At 47.5% G+C, this 18,442-nt stretch carries 15 protein-coding genes; 4 read left to right on the top strand and 11 right to left on the bottom strand.

All coding sequences use genetic code 11. The annotated features are described in order from the left end of the window. Window position 1 precedes the first annotated feature (1 nt). On the bottom strand, window positions 2-1,891 hold the full coding sequence (locus FTT64_RS05305; protein ID WP_257231883.1) for an ATP-binding protein: 1,890 nt from the start codon (window positions 1,889-1,891) through the stop codon (window positions 2-4). After that, window positions 1,888-2,574, bottom strand: a complete 687-nt coding sequence (locus tag FTT64_RS05300) for a response regulator transcription factor (RefSeq protein ID WP_005178588.1) — start codon at window positions 2,572-2,574, stop codon at window positions 1,888-1,890. Before FTT64_RS05300 ends, FTT64_RS05305 begins: the two co-directional genes overlap by 4 nt. A 262-nt stretch (window positions 2,575-2,836) precedes the next feature. On the opposite strand from FTT64_RS05300, the gene FTT64_RS05295 reads away from it, so the two are divergent. Then, entirely contained in the window at window positions 2,837-4,507 is a 1,671-nt protein-coding gene (locus tag FTT64_RS05295) for an FMN-binding glutamate synthase family protein (protein WP_005178590.1), read from the top strand. 41 nt (window positions 4,508-4,548) lie between these two features. On the opposite strand, the gene FTT64_RS05290 is transcribed toward FTT64_RS05295, so the two are convergent. The 4 genes from FTT64_RS05290 to FTT64_RS05275 are packed head-to-tail and all read right to left on the bottom strand — an operon-like array spanning window position 4,549 to window position 8,294. Beyond that, window positions 4,549-5,592: an alpha/beta hydrolase gene (locus tag FTT64_RS05290; protein ID WP_005178596.1), complete on the bottom strand. Its 1,044-nt coding sequence runs from the start codon at window positions 5,590-5,592 to the stop codon at window positions 4,549-4,551. Continuing rightward, window positions 5,592-6,719: a YdcF family protein gene (locus tag FTT64_RS05285; protein ID WP_016659056.1), complete on the bottom strand. Its 1,128-nt coding sequence runs from the start codon at window positions 6,717-6,719 to the stop codon at window positions 5,592-5,594. The genes FTT64_RS05290 and FTT64_RS05285 overlap by 1 nt, the downstream gene beginning before the upstream one ends. Window positions 6,720-6,734: 15 nt before the next feature. Further along, window positions 6,735-7,772: a UDP-N-acetylmuramate dehydrogenase gene (gene murB / locus FTT64_RS05280; RefSeq protein ID WP_180182114.1), complete on the bottom strand. Its 1,038-nt coding sequence runs from the start codon at window positions 7,770-7,772 to the stop codon at window positions 6,735-6,737. 15 nt (window positions 7,773-7,787) lie between these two features. Next, window positions 7,788-8,294, bottom strand: coding sequence for a low molecular weight protein-tyrosine-phosphatase (locus FTT64_RS05275; RefSeq protein ID WP_005178601.1), 507 nt, complete (start codon window positions 8,292-8,294; stop codon window positions 7,788-7,790). Window positions 8,295-8,412: 118 nt separating this feature from the next. Between FTT64_RS05275 and FTT64_RS05270 the strand changes: the two genes are divergently transcribed. Beyond that, window positions 8,413-9,573, top strand: coding sequence for an iron-containing alcohol dehydrogenase (locus tag FTT64_RS05270; protein ID WP_180182113.1), 1,161 nt, complete (start codon window positions 8,413-8,415; stop codon window positions 9,571-9,573). A 72-nt stretch (window positions 9,574-9,645) separates the two neighbouring features. Then, the gene (locus tag FTT64_RS05265; protein WP_168399929.1) at window positions 9,646-10,083 is read left to right on the top strand and encodes a thioesterase family protein; all 438 of its coding nucleotides are present in this window, start codon (window positions 9,646-9,648) and stop codon (window positions 10,081-10,083) included. A 24-nt stretch (window positions 10,084-10,107) separates the two neighbouring features. Here the strand turns inward: FTT64_RS05265 and dnaX are convergent, their stop codons facing one another. The 5 genes from dnaX to FTT64_RS05240 form a co-directional block, all read right to left on the bottom strand. Continuing rightward, window positions 10,108-12,219, bottom strand: a complete 2,112-nt coding sequence (gene dnaX, locus FTT64_RS05260; protein WP_180182112.1) for a DNA polymerase III subunit gamma/tau — start codon at window positions 12,217-12,219, stop codon at window positions 10,108-10,110. A 146-nt stretch (window positions 12,220-12,365) separates the two neighbouring features. Then, window positions 12,366-12,809, bottom strand: coding sequence for a copper resistance protein NlpE N-terminal domain-containing protein (locus FTT64_RS05255; protein WP_005178609.1), 444 nt, complete (start codon window positions 12,807-12,809; stop codon window positions 12,366-12,368). A 71-nt stretch (window positions 12,810-12,880) separates the two neighbouring features. After that, entirely contained in the window at window positions 12,881-14,146 is a 1,266-nt protein-coding gene (locus tag FTT64_RS05250; RefSeq protein ID WP_180182111.1) for a serine hydrolase, read from the bottom strand. 69 nt (window positions 14,147-14,215) lie between these two features. Continuing rightward, the gene (locus FTT64_RS05245; RefSeq protein WP_180182110.1) at window positions 14,216-15,070 is read right to left on the bottom strand and encodes a MaoC/PaaZ C-terminal domain-containing protein; all 855 of its coding nucleotides are present in this window, start codon (window positions 15,068-15,070) and stop codon (window positions 14,216-14,218) included. A 165-nt stretch (window positions 15,071-15,235) separates the two neighbouring features. Beyond that, a complete protein-coding gene (locus tag FTT64_RS05240) occupies window positions 15,236-16,627 on the bottom strand; it encodes a 3-oxoacyl-ACP reductase (RefSeq protein ID WP_171431786.1) in 1,392 nt (463 codons plus the stop codon). A gap of 242 nt (window positions 16,628-16,869) precedes the next feature. Between FTT64_RS05240 and FTT64_RS05235 the strand changes: the two genes are divergently transcribed. Then, window positions 16,870-18,381 (top strand): acetyl-CoA C-acetyltransferase, encoded by a 1,512-nt coding sequence (locus FTT64_RS05235; protein WP_045795462.1) that lies wholly within the window; start codon window positions 16,870-16,872, stop codon window positions 18,379-18,381. Window positions 18,382-18,442 lie beyond the last annotated feature (61 nt).

Genomic DNA, 18,442 nt, shown 5'->3' with positions numbered 1-18,442 from the left:
CCTAATCCTGAGGTGATACCATTAAAATCGCCTTGATTAAGGTATAACCAGGTGTAGAGTTCACCTTTAACTCTGCACCTATCCGCGCCAGACGCAGCTTCATACTGCGTACGCCAATACTCATCCCATGATCGAGCACCCCATGGGTATCAAAACCAATCCCATCATCCTGAATACTTAAACATAAAGTCTGTTCATCGGGAAAATCTAGCGTCACCTGTACATGCTTGGCCTGACTGTGCTTCACCACATTGGTCAGACTTTCTTCCAGCACCCGCATCAGGTTCAGACATTGCAGCGGTGTCGGTTGCACCACCCATTCACTGGCAATATTCCAGGTGGCCCGCATCTCAACTTCATCCATGAGCTGGCTGAACCGATGTCGCACCGGCGCAATCCACAACACCGGCGTTTCCGGCACTTTGGCACCAATTGAGGAACCACTGTCAATAATTTGCCGCAAATCATCACGTAGCAATTTCAAGATCGACAGAAACTGGCGGTTACTCATGGGCTGCTCGCTCTGGTCGACCATAATCATCGAGCGTACCAGCGAAGCACCCAAGCCATCATGCAAATCATGCGAAAGATGAATCCGCTCCTGCAAACGCACATTTTCCAATTCCAGATAATGCTTTTCCGACATGCTCTGTTTTAAGTCTTCACGAACCTCAAACACGCGATATTCAAGTTGCTGGTTAAACTGCTCAATTTTCTGCATGCTTTTGGTGGTGCGAATCCCGAGAATTAAGGCAATAAACAGCGTCACCACCGGTGAGGTATACGGCGATAAGGGCTTTAAATCGGTATCAAACGGTGCAGCCAAAAGTGCAATATCTAAAGCGGCAAAAATAATAATCAGGCTTAAACAGATCACCAGCAGGATATTTTCTACACGTGGTACGCGGAAGGTTAAACGCAGCAGGTACAGGAAAACCCCGAAAAATAGCAGGCTATAGCCTAAAAACACCAGCCCGAAAACGGTTTGTGCATAATCGAGCGGCGTCACGAAAATCCCCAAAATCACCGCCACCGAACAGATAAAAGCGGTTTCTTCCAGTATCGGAAATTTTTTATCAACAAAACGCAGTAAATAGACAATGAACGACAGAATATACAGTACAAAAAAGGCAATATTGGCCTGTGCCGCCATCAGCGTATTCGGGAAGGGATAAGTTTCTGTGCTAATAATATTGGAGACGAATAACAGCCACAGCAAACAGCTTAAGGCAAACCAGCCATAACTAACTTCTTTACGCCGAAACAGCCAGATTACCAGACACAACACACCTAAGGTCGCCGATAAAATTGCATTAATCACAAATAAGGTACGGCGATCCCAGATCTGTTGCTGATATTCCGTATAACTGTTATAGACATTCTGGAAGGAAACATCACCAAGACCGGCGGATTGAAAGGCATAGCCTCGCACATAAACTAAAATTTCATTCTGGTCGGGACGCAAGCCACTAATCGGTAAAATCCAGTAGCGTGGCATATTCCAGCTTTTGGAGAGTGGTTCTTCCAGATGCCGGTTTGACCAGATTAAATCGCGGTTTAAAAACACCGCACCCGCGCTATTTAAATAATTAATAGAAAATACAATTGACTGGTCCAGCACGGCCGGTTCCTGACAGGACCAGTTCCAGACAATTTTGTACCACACCCCGCCGTTATAATCCGGCCAGCGCTCGTTCCAGCGATCAGGCAAAGTCACAGGCTGCCATCCTGTATGTGGATGGCTATGAATATCCGGTGTCTGTACGGTGCTGACCGACTGAATATTAACCTGACAATACGGGTCTATGGCATAGCTTTGCTCTGCATACGCACTCGATAGACAAAGATAAAGACAACAGCCGCACCAAAACTGGAGCAATCTGTAGATCATAAAATGCCTAATGAGCGCGCTGTACTGACTGCCTTGGTGCGTTTACTCACCGAGAGCTTGCGATAAATATGCTTGATATGACTTTCCACGGTATACCGCGACACAAACAGCTGCTCGGCAATTTCCCGGTTACTCAGGCCCTGCGCGACCAGATTTAGAATTTCATGTTCACGGTTGGTCAGCTGTTCAATATCGTCATCGGGCTGTTTAAACGGCTTGGCAATTTCCTGTGGTTTCTGTACTGAAATCTGCGACAGTATTTCCCGGGCAATAAAGGGATCAATCGGTGCGCCGCCTCTTAAAATACTGCGAATGGCCATGATCACTTCAGTATCATCGCGTTCTTTTAATACATAACCGGTGGCGCCCGCCTGAATAGCCGAAAACAGACTGTTTTGTGTACTCCAGGCCGAAATCACCAGAATCAGTACACTGCTGTCTTTGGCCCGAAGCTGTTCAATCAGTTCAATTCCATTGCCATCTGGCAACCCCAAATCGACCAGCGCCAAAGACACCGGTTGTTCTTCAATTTTCTGTAATGCTGCTTTTAAATGGCTAACAAAAATCAGCATGTCATTGCTGTAGCCCATTTCAAGGAGGATATGTCTGAGGCGTGACTGAATCATGGGTTCATCTTCCACAATCAGCACAGGGGCCGGTAATATTGATTCTGTAATGTCCACTGTCTTCCCCGATCTTTTAACTTTCAATATAGCGATATTATTAAACGGTTCTCTATCCCTAGAATTAAGGAATTTCAGAGTGTTAGCACTGTTATTTTTATGATTTCAGCATAGCAGCTATTTTTTAATTTTTATAGATTTTATTGCTCATTTTTAAGCTGTGCTAAAGCCCTTGCCAAATTTCACAAATCATTACTTGTATGCCCTATTCAGAATCTGCACAGTAATACAAGATTGAATTCGCAATGGAAAAATCATAACAATGCCAAGTCCAGCCCAAGCCATTCGCCATAAACTTTTAAATACTTTTTTCTCCCGTCACTCGGTCTGGTTTGCCTGTATTTTAATTGCGCTGGGCATTACATGGCTTAGGCTATTTTATGAGCCACATTATATTTATTATTTTCTGTCCGATGGCGTAATTAACTCGCTCTGGCTGATCACCACGCTGCTGAGTCTGGTCGGTCTGTATGATGTCATTCAGACCAAGCATTCCATTCTGAAAAACTACCCGATTATGGGTCATTTCCGGTTTATTTTTGAAGATTTCCGCCCCGAAATTCGCCAGTATTTTATTGAAGCCGATCAGGATGCCCAGCCTTTTTCGCGCATGCAGCGCAGTTTGGTCTATCAACGTGCCAAAAATGAAAATGCCGATAAACCCTTTGGCTCGATTTTGGATGTGTACGAAGCCGACTACCGTTTTATTGTGCATTCCTTGCGCCCCTGCCCACCGGCTGATCCAAAAACCTTCCGGATTCATATTGGCAATGAACAATGCAGCCAGCCTTATAGCGCGTCGATTTTAAATATTTCTGCCATGAGTTTTGGCAGCCTGAGCGCCAATGCCATCCGTGCCTTAAATAAAGGGGCCAAACTTGGTGGCTTTTATCATGACACTGGTGAAGGCAGCCTTAGCCCGTATCATCTGGAATATGGCGGCGATATTGTCTGGCAAATTGCCAGTGGCTACTTTGGTTGCCGCACCGCAGAAGGTTTATTTGATCCGGAAAAATTTGCCCGTCAGGCCGGTAATCCGAATATCAAGATGATTGAACTCAAGCTTTCCCAAGGTGCCAAGCCGGGCCATGGCGGTATTTTACCGAAACATAAAATTTCAGAAGAAATCTCGCAGATTCGTGGCGTGCCGCGTGACCGCGATTGTGTGTCACCTTCACGCCATCCTAGTTTTAGCACCCCAATTGAAATGCTGCAATTTTTACAGCAGTTACGCGATTTATCGGGTGGTAAACCGGTGGGTTTTAAACTGTGTATTGGCCAGCCCTGGCAATTTATGAGTATCGTCAAAGCCATGCTGGTGACCAAAATTGTGCCCGACTTTATTGTGGTAGATGGCTCAGAAGGCGGTACCGGCGCCTCCCCGATTGAGTTTAGTGACTATATTGGTACGCCGCTGCGTGAAGGCTTACTATTTGTGCATAACACCCTGGTCGGTGCGGGCCTGCGCAGCAAAATCAAGCTCGGGGCCAGTGGTAAAATTATCAGTGCCTTTGATATTGCCAGTACCTTTGCCTTAGGCGCAGACTGGGTCAATTCCGCTCGCGGTTTTATGTTTGCTGTCGGCTGTATTCAGGCACAAAGCTGCCATACCAACCAATGTCCGGTCGGTGTCGCCACCCAGGATAAAGACCGTCAAAAAGCGCTGCATGTGCCATCCAAAGCAGAACGGGTCTATAACTTCCATAAAAATACCATGCATGCCCTGTCGGAAATGATTGCGGCAGCCGGTTTAAAACACCCGGCCGACATTCGTGCCCATCATCTGGCGCAGCGGATTAACGACCGGGAAATTAAAAACTATGCCCAGCTGCATTTCTGGTTGAAAGAAGGCGAATTACTGAGCTGTGAAAATAAAGATGAAGAAAACTTTTATTTCCGTATGTGGAATTTGGCCAAAGCGGAAGAATTTTAAAAAAGAGGCTCAGGCCTCTTTTTTATGAAATGGAGGAAAGCTTAATAATAAGTCTTGGAATTCGAAGCATGTAAAAAGGCTGGAATCAAACCGGTTAAGGCCGCACGAATATCCGGGCGTTCATTAATCAGTTGATGTGACCCTTCTTCCAGCATCAGCAAGGTTTGCAGGCGGAATTTACGCCGGATAAACTCGATGTTATAGCGCCAGTCCACAGTCTGATCCTGCGCGCCCTGGGCCAGCCACACCGGAATCCGGCACGCTGGTCGCTGCTCCATTTCCAGCATCCATTTGGACATGGCCAGAATCCAGTCCATGCCCATCATGCGTGGTTGTAACGGATCTTTTAAGCGCACAAAACGCAAAAATTCCGGGTTATGGTTATTGCGTCTGAAATGGCGTGGCACTTCGCGTTTAATCCGGCGGATAATCCCAAGGCCCACTGAATTATGCCACCAGGCACTTTTGGCCGGACGGATGAGAGGTGACAGTAACAGCACCCGCTCAACAAACGGATTCTCCCGGCGCTCGGCAAATTCCAGTAAATGATGCATCCAGATCGCACCACCGGTACTTTGCCCTACCCCTAGCCAAGGCTTAGGCAATTGATCGGCATTGCGCACATATTGGTAAATGGCGTGTAGCACCTGCTGGTAATGATCAAAATTCTGGATACTGGCGGGCGAGCCATTACTTAAACCATGGCCGGGCAAATCATAAGTCAAGACACTAAAGCCCTGCTCCAGAATTTCTTTGACAATCGGCTGATAAATGCCGCTGTGCTCCAGATAGCCATGCAGTAAAAACACCGTACCTTTGCTTTTTTCCAGCTTGCCCGCTTCAAGTTTAGGCTGAAACACCTGCACATGCAGTTTAAACAGCGGCATTTGCACATAACCCTGCCAATGCTCGCACTCTAAGCTGTCAAAACCGTAAAGCTGGCGATAGGCCTGAATATCCACCGTGGGCGCATAAGGCCGGTTCAGGTTTAAAGGCTCCAGCACCTGCGGCGTGGTATCGCGGCTAGGAACCGGTAAATCCAGCTGTTTCAGCACACTCGGATTTAAAAACGGGATATTCGGCATTATGGCACCTCCCGGCAGTCGCTCGAACCAAACAGCATATCGCGGATGGTGGCCAGCATTTCATAATTGGCACGGCGGCTATGATCATAGTTCTGCTCACTAGGCTGCCATTGGGTCAACTCGGTTGGAATTGGCGCGACCACCGGCACGGTTTCAATGCCGTTTAAGGCAAACAAACGGCGTGTGCGCGGCATGTGATATTGATCGGTGATTAAAATCACCGTTGGTGCGCCGCCTTTTTTCTGTAGCAGCAAGGAACTAAAACGCGAGTTTTCACAGGTGTTCATACTGCGATCTTCCAGCAAGTTGGCTTCAACCCCGCGTTCTGCCAGCCATTTCTGCATATAAGGTGCTTCAACACCGCTCAGCACAATGGGTAATTTATACTGTTTTTCAATTTCTAAGGTTTTTTCTAAACGTAGTCGTGTGTAGTTATTCACAATAATATCTTTTTGATTTTCATGTAAGGTCAGACCGCCGCCCAGAACCACAATTGCATACGGCTGGGAAGTTATTTGCGGCTTCTGGCTATTTTGTTGTTGAATCAGTGCGATATCCTGAAAAATTTCTTCATCAACCGGTACGGTTTCAACCGCTGCCACTTCATGGGTTCTTAAAAATTTCAGATACTGTTCCATTAGGGCCTGATTTTCAGAGCTGTCTAACTCCAATAAATCCTGTAACTGCTGTGAAGGCTGTGCAAGTTGCGCCTCAGATGCGGAAACATCGGCCAGCAATGGAATTTGCGGTGTGCTGTCCTGCTCTTGTTCCTGCTGACTGCGCTGCTCATCCTGAATTAAAGCCTGCAAGGCTTTATAGCGTGCCTGAATGATGGTGAGATTCTGTGAATTTTTGGCCTGGATCTCTTCTTCCATCACTTTTAAATAAGCTTGCCGGGCAATCCACAAATTCGAGCCAGGTTCCAGATTTTCCTGATCGGTCAGTGCGCCCATCTGCTGGCTTTGTGCAGCCACTTCATTGACCTCTACCGGCACAATGGTATTCAGCACTTTAATCACAAACTTGGAATAAAACGGCGAATAGATAAAAACCACCAGACAGCCCATCAGCACAAATAGCACAGCCGCCATTTGTACGATACGCACCATCCAGTGAGTTCTATTCATAAATGCCTAACCTGATTAAAAGGTATTGTGGGGAATAATCAGCCCGGCGTCATTAAACAGCACCGGTTCTGGTTCTAAGTGTATCCCAAATTTTTGGTACACGTCCTGCTGTACTGCCTGATATGTTGCCTGAACATCGGCCAGGGTCGCATTGGCATAATTGACAAGCACCAGTGCCTGCTTGTGAAACATACCGACCATGCCCAGCTGCTTCCCTTTCCAGCCAGCCTGATCAATAAGCCAGCCAGCTGCAATTTTGACCTGGCCTTCGGGTTGCGGATAATGCGGCATGTTCGGGAACTGAATCGCCAGCTGTTCATAGACCGCGGCAGTCACCACCGGATTTTTAAAGAAACTGCCAACATTTGGAAATTGCTGCGGATCTGGCAGTTTACTTTGACGGATCTGGATCACCTGGCGTTGCAGGTTTTCAGCGGTTTGCTCATCACCCACAGCTGTTTTTAAATCGCCATAATTCAGTTTCAAGTCCGGCTGTTTCCGTAGCTTGAACGTGACATGGGTGATGATATAGCGGTTTGGATTTTCTTTAAAAATACTGTGGCGATAGGCAAAATGACAATCACTGGCCAGAATTGAATTAAACTGGCCGTTATAGCGGTCATAGACCTGTACCGATTCAATAAATTCACCGACTTCAACCCCATAAGCGCCAATATTCTGCACCGGCGATGCACCGACCAGACCGGGAATTAAGGCCAGATTTTGTAGGCCAAATAACTGCTGCTCAGTGGTCCAGAGCACAAAATCATGCCAGACCTGACCCGCACCGACGCGAATGGTACTGAAGTCATTATCTTCTTTCAGGAATTCAATGCCCTGAAGATCCATATGTAACACCAGCGCCTGAATCTGCTCTGGCAGCAGCATATTACTGCCGCCCGATAAAATCAGCACATTCAGCTGCTGCAACTTGGCATAATTTAAGGCCGCAATTAAATCATCGGTGGAATGTACCTTAATATAATGAGACGCATTTGCAGCCAGATTTAAGGTATTAAAAGGCTTAAGCTGGACCTGATGTTGAATGTTCATATTCTTAAACCTGATTTAAGCCAATTCTGTTTTTAAAATATTGATCCAAGCCTGTGCACTGGATTCACACTGATCCAGCACGCGTTCAAAGCCATCGGCTTCGCCATAATAAGGATCAGGCACTTCATGACGTGGATATTGTGGATCATGTTCGCTCATTAGCGCCACTTTGGCACGTAGCAACTCTGCGCCATATTCTTCGGCTGCATGACGTTTTAGATGCTGAATATTTTGCAGGTTTTCCTGATCCATCGCCAGAATCAGATCAAAATCTAGAAAATCGCGCGTGGTTAACTGACGGGCACGCAAGGCAGATAAATCATAGCCACGCTGCAAAGCATGTTGCTGGCTGCGCGCATCGGGTGCTTTGCCCGGATGATAATTACTGGTGCCGGCAGAATCGACCCAGATATTCAGTTGCTGTGCATCACAATAATGTCTGAACACCACTTCCGCGGTAGGTGAACGGCAGATATTGCCCAAACAGACACATAACACCTTGTATGGCGTTCTGGATGACATAACAACCTCAAAACTGCTTTCTTTTAAAGTGTCTTATGTTAAGTTATTTGCAGGATGAATCCTATATTGTCACTATAGATAAATGTTGATTTAAGTATAAAAATTAAGGATAAAGCGTATGAGCCCATTTCAATTCCAGACTGTGCCCAACATTATTGCCGGACTGGGCAGCATCCAACAGCTCAAAGCCCTCCTGACTGAACAGAACAATCAACGTGTGCTGCTGGTGACCGATCCGGGGATGGTGCAATTACAATTGCATGCGCCTGTTTTGGAAATTCTCGAAGCTGCAGGATGTAATTACTTCATTTATTCTAGCGTACAGGCCGATCCACCGGAACATATTGTGCTGGAAGCCGCCGAATTCGCCCGGCAAAACCAGATAGATACAGTCATTGGTTTTGGGGGTGGCAGCTCGCTGGATGTGGCCAAAATTATTGCCCTGCTGGCCCATCCTGAACAAAAACAGCAACTGCATGACATGTATGGCGTCAATCAGGCGCAAAAACCGCGTTTGCCTCTTATTCTGATTCCAACCACGGCCGGCACCGGCTCGGAAGTCACGGCCATTTCGATTGTCACCACCGGCGAAACCACCAAAACCGGCATTGTTTCTGCTGCCCTATATGCCGATGTCACCATTTTAGATGCCAACTTTACCCAAAACCTGCCGGCGCACATTACGGCCGCCACCGGTATTGATGCAATGGTACATGCCATTGAAGCCTATACCTCCAAACACAAAAAGAACTTTTATGCCGATATGCTGGCGATTCAGGCACTTAAACTGCTGAACCAGAATCTGCATCTGGTGCTAAAAGATGGCAACAATATAGAAGCCCGTCAAAATATGCTGGTCGGCTCGATGCTGGCCGGACAGGCTTTTGCCAATGCACCGGTGGCAGCAGTCCATGCACTGGCCTATCCGCTGGGTGGACATTTTCATTTGTCGCATGGACACAGCAATGCGCTGGTCTTAACCGAAGTGCTGAAATTTAATGCACCAGCCGCCAAGCAGCAGTATGCCGAATTGATGACCTTGCTCGACCCATCCAGCAAAGGCTGTGTAGATGGCTTGTGTGATCTGTTTATTGACCACATGCAAAACTATCTGGACCGCAGTGGTCTGACCTTAAAACTGAATGCCCTGAATGTACCTGAAAACATGCTGGAACAGCTGGCCGAGGATGCCATGTTACAAACCCGCCTGCTGCAAAATAATCCACGCGACATGGAAAAACAGGATGCGCTGGCCATCTATCAGGCGATTTATCAATAAGGCTGAAGCTATTTAAAGTTGTGGTAAATCAAAAATATAAATTTTCGATCTATTCAGGGATGACGTCTTTTTATGAAACCGGTAGCCAAAACCCGCGATCAATATACCTTCTTTTTACCGATTCAAACCCGCTGGTCAGACAACGACATGTATGGTCATGTCAATAATGTCATGTATTACAGCTACTTCGATACCGCCGCCAATGCACTGCTGATTGAGAAAGCCGGACTGAATATTCATCAGGCCGAAATTATGGGACTGATGGTAGATTCCGGCTGCAGCTTTTTAGCCGAGCTGAGTTATCCGGAAGTGATTGAGGTCGGTGTGGCGATTGCAGCGCTGGGCAACAGTTCACTAAAATATGATCTGGCGATTTTCAAGCAGCATCAGCAGCAGGCTTCAGCTCAAGGACATATGGTGCATGTTTTTGTCGATGCGCAGCAACGTAAAAGCACCCCGATTCCAAGCGAAATGCGGGATGCCCTGTTACCTTATCTGCGTTCTCAGTAAACGGTTGAAATGGTCTGACGGTGGTTATTTCAGCTGGATATTCTGCAATTCGCCATCAAAACTTTCGAGCAGCGATTTAACCTGCGGCTCCTGATGCAGCAGCTCACTGGCGCGTTGATAGGCACGTACTTTACGTTCCTGCTGCAAGCTATACGGCGTCACCTCTGTGACCTGTCCATATTGCACTTTCAGGAAGCTGTTTGGCCACCGCTGTTTCAGCGCTGCTTCTAAATGCTGTAACTGCGAATTTAACAATTGCTGATACTGCTCCGGAATATGGAAAACCGACTCAGCTTCAATCTGTCCGGTCATCAGGCCGTGTTGGGCCAGTTCCTGAACCGCCGGTGATAAATCACTATTACGGAACCAGTATTCCCATTTTTCCACACTCCATTCGCCCTCTAAGGACTGCACCGGCAGTTGCAGAATATCTTGCGGCATCAGGCGCTGATCAGCACGTGGAATAGCGGTATTGTCTACAGCAGCAACGACAGGCTGATTGGTGGATGGCATCGGCGCTGGCTCCGCAAATAAACTGTCTTGCGGACTGGAGTCCTGCGGATGCGTCAGCTCAGGCTGTGCGACAGACGAAACCGGTGCTGCAAGTTCAGCAGGCTGTTGAGTTGGCTGCGCAGGAGTGGTTTCTGGTAAAGGGGCAATTTCATCAAACAGGAAATCATCACTGCTGGCCTCCTCCTGCGTTGCCGGCTGATCAGCGCGATCATCTTCATCTAAATCAAACAGCACTTCATCTGCCGCCGGATCAAAAATCATCTGCGCAGATGCCGCTTCTGCCGGTGTAGTCACCGGATGGTCTGGTTCGGATGGAGATGCAACTTCAGCAACCTCTAACGCTTCATCCTGCAGAAAATCATCTGATGATGGTTCAGCAACGGGTGGGTTTATAGCAGCAGTTTCAGCTTCTAATTCATCCTCAGCTGAAACAACGGGATGCACCGGTTCAGGCTGCGCGGTAGCTGACTCAGCGGCCGGTGCTACAGCAACTGCGTTGCTTTGTGCGCTGACCTGCGTCAAGGGCACTTCATTTGGCTGTAAGGGACGGAAAGCCAGCAGACGCAGCACGCACATCTCAAAGCCCTGCTCCTGGGTAACTGCCAGCTGTAAATCTGCGCGACCTTTGCTGGCAATCTGGTAATACAGCTGTAAATCCTGAGCCGAAATGCGCTGCGACAGCTGGGTAATTTTCTGGTTAATTTCGGCGCTATATTTCAGGCTTAAATCCGGCAGATATTGCAATAAGGCCAGCTCATGCAAAGTCGAAATCAGCTGATCCAGCACCAGTGATACATCCAGTGCCTGCTGACGGAACTGCATTAACAGTGCGCTCACGCGCGCAGTCTGGTTCTGATGAATCGCCAGAATCAGGTCATAAATAATGGTGCGGTCAATCAGCCCCAGCATGTCTTTGACATCCTGATGATGAATTTCACCCTGACCATAGGCAATGGCCTGATCGGTTAAGGACAAGGCATCACGTAATGAACCTTGCGCCGATTCAGCAATTTGCCAGATTGCATCCTGCTCGGCCTGAATCTGCTCTTTGCTGAGAATTGAAGATAGGTGCTCGGTAATTTCATCTACTGCCAAAGGACGCAAGGTAAATTGCAGACAACGTGAAATGACCGTAATCGGGAGCTTTTGAGGATCGGTGGTGGCAAACAGGAATTTAACATGCTCTGGCGGTTCTTCCAGCGTTTTTAGCAAGGCATTGAAAGAGTGCGTCGAGAGCATATGCACTTCGTCAATCAGGTAGACTTTAAAGCGGCCTTGCGTTGGTGCATACGGCACATTATCGAGCAGTTCGCGGGTATCTTCCACTTTGGTACGTGATGCCGCATCAATCTCGATTAAATCAATAAAACGGCCTTCATTCACCGCCTTACAGGTCGGACAAACTTCACACGGCGTAGAGGTCACACCCGTTTCACAGTTCAGGCATTTGGCCAAAATACGCGCAATAGTGGTTTTCCCGACCCCACGAGTCCCGGTAAACAGATAGGCATGGTGTAAACGGCCACGCTCTAAGGCACTGGTCAGTGCACGAGAAACATGATTTTGTCCCACCAGCTCATTAAAATTACGTGGACGATATTTACGCGCAAGTACCTGATACATGTATGCTCCTTTTTACAGGTCTAAGCATACTGTTTTTTTAGTAAATAGTGAAATAAATGACGGGCGCATCCAAAGAAAAATCCCTTATTCGCGCCAGCAAAAAAGGGATTAAAAATCAGTATATTTAGCAGATGATTAGCCAGTATTTAAACAGACTTGGCCAGAATAAAATCACTTTGCATTTGATAGCGTTTGCCTGTTTGATCTACACGAATCTCGAGCAATTGTTTTTCAAGATCGATATACAGCAAATTTCGGGTGTTGACTTGCAGCAGTTCAAGCTGCTGACGCGATGCATCTGCAAAGCGAATCCGCCCTTGAATCACTTCCGGTGCATTGTGCCGGCTCATACTTTCACGCACCAAGGTATAGGTTTCATCCTGATGAAGTTCTAAAGACACCGCCATTCCCGGGCAATCATCACAGCGCGATAAACAGCCCATACAAGGCGTAGTGCCTTTGAACTCACCAACCCACGCAGGAATTGCGCTCTTAGATTCCACCACCGTCTGTGACTGGCTTGAGTTTTGATCCTGACATCCGAGTAGAACTGAACTGGCCACCAGCGGAATCAAAATGACTTTTTTCATCTTTGCACAACATCAAATTGACTAGTGCCAGAACATAGCACAAGGATAGGCTCAAAATCATCTCAAACTGTTTAAAACCAGCCCTTTCGGCCTTTTAAAACACCATCGGCACAGCGTAAGGTTTCCTGGGTTAATCCCCACAAGCGATAATCGCCGGTGATGGAACCGGTCGGAAAATTATGGGTATAAGCAAAACTTAAATTCCGCTCTGGATCACACCAGGCCCCTGAACCATTAAAACCAATATGACCAAAACCTGACGATGCCGACTTGCCCAAGCTCAAAATGCGGTGATAGCCCAAACGCCAATGCATTGGCAGCGGCATCACCCGGTCACGGGCGGTATATTGTACCTGACTTAGGGCCTGAAACACCTGTGGTGAAATCAGTCGCTGCCCCTGCCATTGGCCACCCTGCGCCAGCATGGCATAGATTTTGGCCAGACTTTGCGCGGTAAATACCCCGGAGGCTGCCGGCACAATCGCCTGTAAACCGGCATCACTAAAGAATGAAAATTTCTTCATGCCTTTGGGAATCATGGCATCCTGAAAATCTTGCGGATGTTGCCCACTGAAGGCCAGCAGCTTTTCTAAAGGCGATGCGGTACGTGCAGGTTTAGCAGCAGCCTGTTTTTTGGGAGGCTGGGCAGATTGGGCGGGCTGAGATGTGGCAAACGGTCGCGCTACCCGCGCCAACTGCTCTACCGGCACGCCAAAATAAGCTCCGTTTAATTCCAATGGCTCGCTTAAATGACGCTGCATCAATACAGCCAAGCTTTCATTACAGGCTTTTTCCAAGACACCACCGACCTGCCAGCCAAAGGTCAGGGGCTGATAGGCTGCATCACTGTTCGGCAGAAAACGCGGTTTGGCCGCGGCAATGACCTCCAGCATATGCGACCAGTCGGCCATTTCCGAGGCATCGGCAATCAGGTTACGGATATCGTATAAACCACTGCGATGGCACAGCATCTCTCTTAAAGTCAGCTGCTGTTTGCCCTGCGCTGCAAATTCTGGCCAATATTCAGCCACCGGCACATCATAATCCAGCCGCCCCTGACTCACCAGAATATGCACCAGCGTGGCCAGCACGCCTTTTCCGGTGGAATAACAGACCGACAGACTATCCGGCTGCCAGGCTTCATTGGCAGATTTTTGACCGGTATAAATATCAATGACTTTATGTCCCTGAAAATAAACCACCAGCGCAGCGCCGCCTTGCGTTGAGCGGGCATCCTGAAAACGGCTAAACAGATGGGCTAAATCTTTAAATGGTTCTTCCACTGAACCACGATAATTCTGAATATCTGCACGCAGATAATCTTTTATGCTGTTCATGCATCCTTTCCAGCAACAAGATGAACAATGAAAAAAGCCTAAATCCGGTTTGGACTTAGGCGCTATGACTTAAAGTGCGCGAATGCTACCGCTGACATGCGGCTTCTGATTCTTTTTGCTGCGAATCAGGAAGTCAGTATTTTGTGCCTGCTGTGCCGTCAAGAATTCCACCTGAGATGGCAGATACATTGGCAACTTAAACCAGACATCAGCTTCATACGCATCTGGCAACTGGATATTGGCCAGCGCTTTGGCTTTACTCCACATACCATGTGCAATGGCCTGTTTAAAACCAAAGGCTTTGGCGGTTAACGCATGAATATGGATCAGGTTAAAATCTCCCGATGTCAGCGCATAACGGCGACCGGTATTTTCCGACACATCCCATTGTCCTGCCGGTACATAATCCGGTACGGCACTTTCTGCTGCTTTGGCCGCGGGCTTGTTGCCACTTTTGTGACGTGACAAATAGGTGGTTAAACCTTCCATCACCACTTCATTACCAACTTTAGCAGTGGTGATAAAATCAAACTGTACGCCTTTGTCATGTGGCTGCAATTCACCAAACTTGCAGGATAAAGTCAGCTGCTCATTCACGCCAACTTTACGGTATTGCTTGAGCTGATTGCGGATATGCACCAGACCTAAAATCGGAAATGGGAAAGCTTCCGCAGTCATCATGTGCATTTGCAGGCTTTGCGATAACACCGCCAGATAAATGGCCGGAATATAGCCGTTATTTTTAAAACCACAGACTTCGTTATAGGCTTTCAGATGTTTCTGGTCGACCTTGAATGAATCCACCACATATTCAACTTGCGGCAGAACTTTTTCACCCTTCGGCTTTTTAAAAATTAAGCCCTGAATCACTTTTGGATAGGCTAAATACGGCTTGGGAAGTTGACTAAAATGGCGAGTATTCATACTGAACCTTTGGAATATTTATCTTTTAAATCACCCTTTCTTTAATAAGAATTGGGTTTTCTATTTTAATTCCCTCAAATCCCTCCCGACCTCCCTTCAAAAAGGGAGGAGAAGTCCCCCTTTATTAAAGAGGGATTTTAGGGGGGATTCCGAGTGAGGGATATATTAAGCCCCTAACAGACTCTGACCACAAACACGCACCACGTTACCATTTAAACCGGTAGATGCAGTTGAGGCAAAGAAGGCAATGGTTTCTGCGACATCAACCGGTAAACCGCCCTGACTCATCGAGTTCATACGGCGGCCCGCTTCACGAATGGCAAACGGAATGGCCGCAGTCATTTGGGTTTCAATAAAGCCCGGAGCCACAGCGTTAATAGTCACACCATTTTTCAGCACCGGTGCCGTATATTTCACCACTCCAATCACGCCTGCTTTTGATGCTGCATAGTTGGTTTGGCCCAGGTTACCGGCAATCCCTGAAATCGAGGATACGCAGATGATACGGCCATTGGCATTCAGACCGTCATTTTCCAGCAGATAGTCGTTCACGCGTTCAATAGCAGCCAGGTTAATGTTAATCACCAGATCCCACAGTTCAGGCTTCATATTGGCCAGTGTCTTGTCACGGGTAATACCGGCATTGTGCACGATAATATCCAGACCGCCCTGTGCAGCAGCTGCCGCTTTAATCTGCTCGCCCGCATCAGCGGCGGTAATATCAATTGCCAAGGTTGAACCCCCAATTTCAGAGGAAACACGGTCCAAGTCAGCTTGTTGCTGTGGTACGTCCAGACAAATCACATGCGCGCCATCACGTGCCAATACATGCGCAATCGCTTCACCAATACCACGGCTGGCACCAGTCACAACCGCGGTTTTACCTGCCAGTGGTTTAGCCCAATCCACATCGACTGTATCTGCTTTAGAAACACGAATCACCTGACCCGATACATAAGCCGAACGCGGTGACAAGGCAAAACGTAAGCTCGATTCCAGGTTTGCTTCAGCGCCGTCATCAACATAAATCAGATTGGCGGCAATGCCTTTTTTAAACTCCTTCCCGACCGATTTAACAAAGCCTTCCAGCGCACGCTGTGCAATTGCATGTTTTACCGTTTTGGCGGTTTCTGGCGTGGTGCCAATGACCACTACACGGCCAGAGGCCTGAATCTGGCGCGCCACCGGATTAAAGAAGTTATAGAGCGCATTTAACTGTTCAGAGTTCTGAATGCCTGAGGCATCAAAGACCACCGCTTTAAATTTAGATTCTTTATCGCCCGCGTTAAAAGCACACAGGTTTAAACCGGCTTGTGCAGCAGCCTGCTGTAATTCTGCATTATTGCCGGCATAGCTGTTGGCATGGATATTGGCCAGAACCTGGGCAATTGCACCTGATAATGTGCTTTCCGGCGCTGCGCCCAACAAAACTGCACCCTTGACCACAGGCGTCGCGCTGTCAAAACGCTCAAGGAAAGTTGGGGATGGCAGGCCTAAATTTTTAATGACAAATTTACCAATTGGAGATTTTGCAAAAGCTTGGTATTGGTCAGTCATGATTATTATCTCTCAGACAAAATGAATTTGTGATTAATCTAAAGTTATCCTTTAGCTTCAATATGATGTCAGATACTTTGTATTTCAATAGATCGATCAGTTTGTTATGAATAATACTTGAGATCATATACAGATGACTTGACCTGAAAGCATTCTGCAATGTCATTGTAGTCAATTCAGGCTATTCTAGATTATGCTAATGTAACCCCTAAGAAGATCATCAACATGCTTGGAAAAGCCTTATGAGCAAAACAACTCAAGAAAATCCGGCGGTCGAAAATTCTGCTACAGAAACTGTGTCAAATACATCAAAAAGTACAACGCGTACAACCAAAAGTTCTGGCACGGCAAATTCGTCAGCAAACCCTGCGGCTAAACCTGCACGCACCCGTGCGGCATCTACCCGTAAAAAAAGTACAACCCCTCCTCCTTCTGAAACTACAACTGAAACATCTGGTCAACAGGATAATACCATGAGCCAAAACACTGTCCGTCGCGTTGCGATTATCGGTGGTAACCGCATTCCATTTGCACGTTCAAATGGCGCTTACTTCACTGCCTCAAACATCGATATGTTCACCGCCGCTTTAAATGGTCTGGTAGAACGTTATCGTTTAGAAGGCCAACGCCTCGGTGAAGTCGTTGCCGGTGCCGTACTCAAACACAGCCGTGATTTTAACATGACTCGTGAGTGTGTACTGAACACTGAATTGGCTCCTGAAACACCTGCTTACGATATTCAGCAAGCGTGTGGAACCGGTTTGCAGGCAGCTTTTTTAGTGGCCAATAAAATTGCTCTGGGCCAAATTGAAGTCGGTATTGCTGGTGGTGTCGATACCACTTCCGATGCCCCGATTGCTTTTGGTGACGGTTTACGTAAAGCCCTGCTGGAGCTGAATATTGCCAAAACCGGTAAAGACCGCTTAAAAGCGCTGACCAAAATCAATATCAAAGACCTGATGGATGCACCGAAAAATGGTGAACCACGTACCGGTCTGTCAATGGGTGACCATCAGGCGATTACTGCGCTGGAATGGGGCATCTCGCGTGAAGCGCAGGATGAACTTGCTGCATCTTCACACCAGAAAATGGCAGCCGCCTATGAAGCAGGTTTCTTTGATGACCTGATCACACCATTCTTAGGTTTAGAGCGTGACAACAACTTGCGCCCGGATTCTTCAGTAGAGAAACTGGCTAAACTGAAACCAGCCTTTGGTAAAGGTGATGCGCGTACCATGACCGCAGGCAACTCAACCCCACTGACCGATGGTGCATCTTGTGTTCTGCTTGCTTCTGAAGAATGGGCCAAAGCCAATGGTCATGACGTACTGGCTTACTTAACCTTCCAGGAAACGGCTGCAGTTGATTTTGTCGAGAAGAAAGAAGGCCTGCTTATGGCGCCAGCCTATGCCGTACCACGGATGCTGGAACGTGCCGGTCTGACTCTACAAGACTTTGACTACTATGAAATTCACGAAGCTTTTGCTTCACAAGTGCTGTCGACCTTAAAAGCCTGGGAAGATCCAAAATTCTGCAAAGATCGCTTAGGTCTAGAAGCACCATTGGGTTCAATTGATCGTAACAAGCTGAACGTAAAAGGTTCTTCTCTGGCTGCTGGTCACCCATTTGCTGCAACCGGCGGACGTATTCTGGCGACTGCTGCCAAACTGCTGAATGAAAAAGGTTCAGGTCGTGTGCTGATTTCAATCTGTGCTGCAGGCGGTCAAGGTGTAACAGCGATTGTCGAGAAGTAATTTCCCCTGCCTTCACTGAAAAAGCCACTGCCTGGTGCAGTGGCTTTTTTTATGGACGTTT

The sequence above is a fragment of the Acinetobacter sp. Q186-3 genome, assembly GCF_013420655.1.
In the GTDB taxonomy this organism is placed as follows: Bacteria; Pseudomonadota; Gammaproteobacteria; order Pseudomonadales; family Moraxellaceae; genus Acinetobacter; species Acinetobacter indicus.
Note: the sequence above shows the minus strand (reverse complement) of the source record. Positions and strands in the feature narration are given on the sequence as shown.

Bases quoted from the DNA above. Each gene is read 5' to 3' on its own strand.
- murB (WP_180182114.1), bottom strand. From the start codon at position 7,772: ATGAACATTCAACATCAGGTCCAGCTTAAGCCTTTTAATACCTTAAAT.
- dnaX (WP_180182112.1), bottom strand. From the start codon at position 12,219: ATGTATCAGGTACTTGCGCGTAAATATCGTCCACGTAATTTTAATGAG.
- FTT64_RS05305 (WP_257231883.1), bottom strand. From the start codon at position 1,891: ATGATCTACAGATTGCTCCAGTTTTGGTGCGGCTGTTGTCTTTATCTT.
- FTT64_RS05250 (WP_180182111.1), bottom strand. From the start codon at position 14,146: ATGAACAGCATAAAAGATTATCTGCGTGCAGATATTCAGAATTATCGT.
- FTT64_RS05255 (WP_005178609.1), bottom strand. From the start codon at position 12,809: ATGAAAAAAGTCATTTTGATTCCGCTGGTGGCCAGTTCAGTTCTACTC.
- FTT64_RS05290 (WP_005178596.1), bottom strand. From the start codon at position 5,592: ATGCCGAATATCCCGTTTTTAAATCCGAGTGTGCTGAAACAGCTGGAT.
- FTT64_RS05275 (WP_005178601.1), bottom strand. From the start codon at position 8,294: ATGTCATCCAGAACGCCATACAAGGTGTTATGTGTCTGTTTGGGCAAT.
- FTT64_RS05270 (WP_180182113.1), top strand. From the start codon at position 8,413: ATGAGCCCATTTCAATTCCAGACTGTGCCCAACATTATTGCCGGACTG.
- FTT64_RS05265 (WP_168399929.1), top strand. From the start codon at position 9,646: ATGAAACCGGTAGCCAAAACCCGCGATCAATATACCTTCTTTTTACCG.
- FTT64_RS05245 (WP_180182110.1), bottom strand. From the start codon at position 15,070: ATGAATACTCGCCATTTTAGTCAACTTCCCAAGCCGTATTTAGCCTAT.
- FTT64_RS05240 (WP_171431786.1), bottom strand. From the start codon at position 16,627: ATGACTGACCAATACCAAGCTTTTGCAAAATCTCCAATTGGTAAATTT.
- FTT64_RS05285 (WP_016659056.1), bottom strand. From the start codon at position 6,719: ATGAATAGAACTCACTGGATGGTGCGTATCGTACAAATGGCGGCTGTG.
- FTT64_RS05235 (WP_045795462.1), top strand. From the start codon at position 16,870: ATGAGCAAAACAACTCAAGAAAATCCGGCGGTCGAAAATTCTGCTACA.
- FTT64_RS05295 (WP_005178590.1), top strand. From the start codon at position 2,837: ATGCCAAGTCCAGCCCAAGCCATTCGCCATAAACTTTTAAATACTTTT.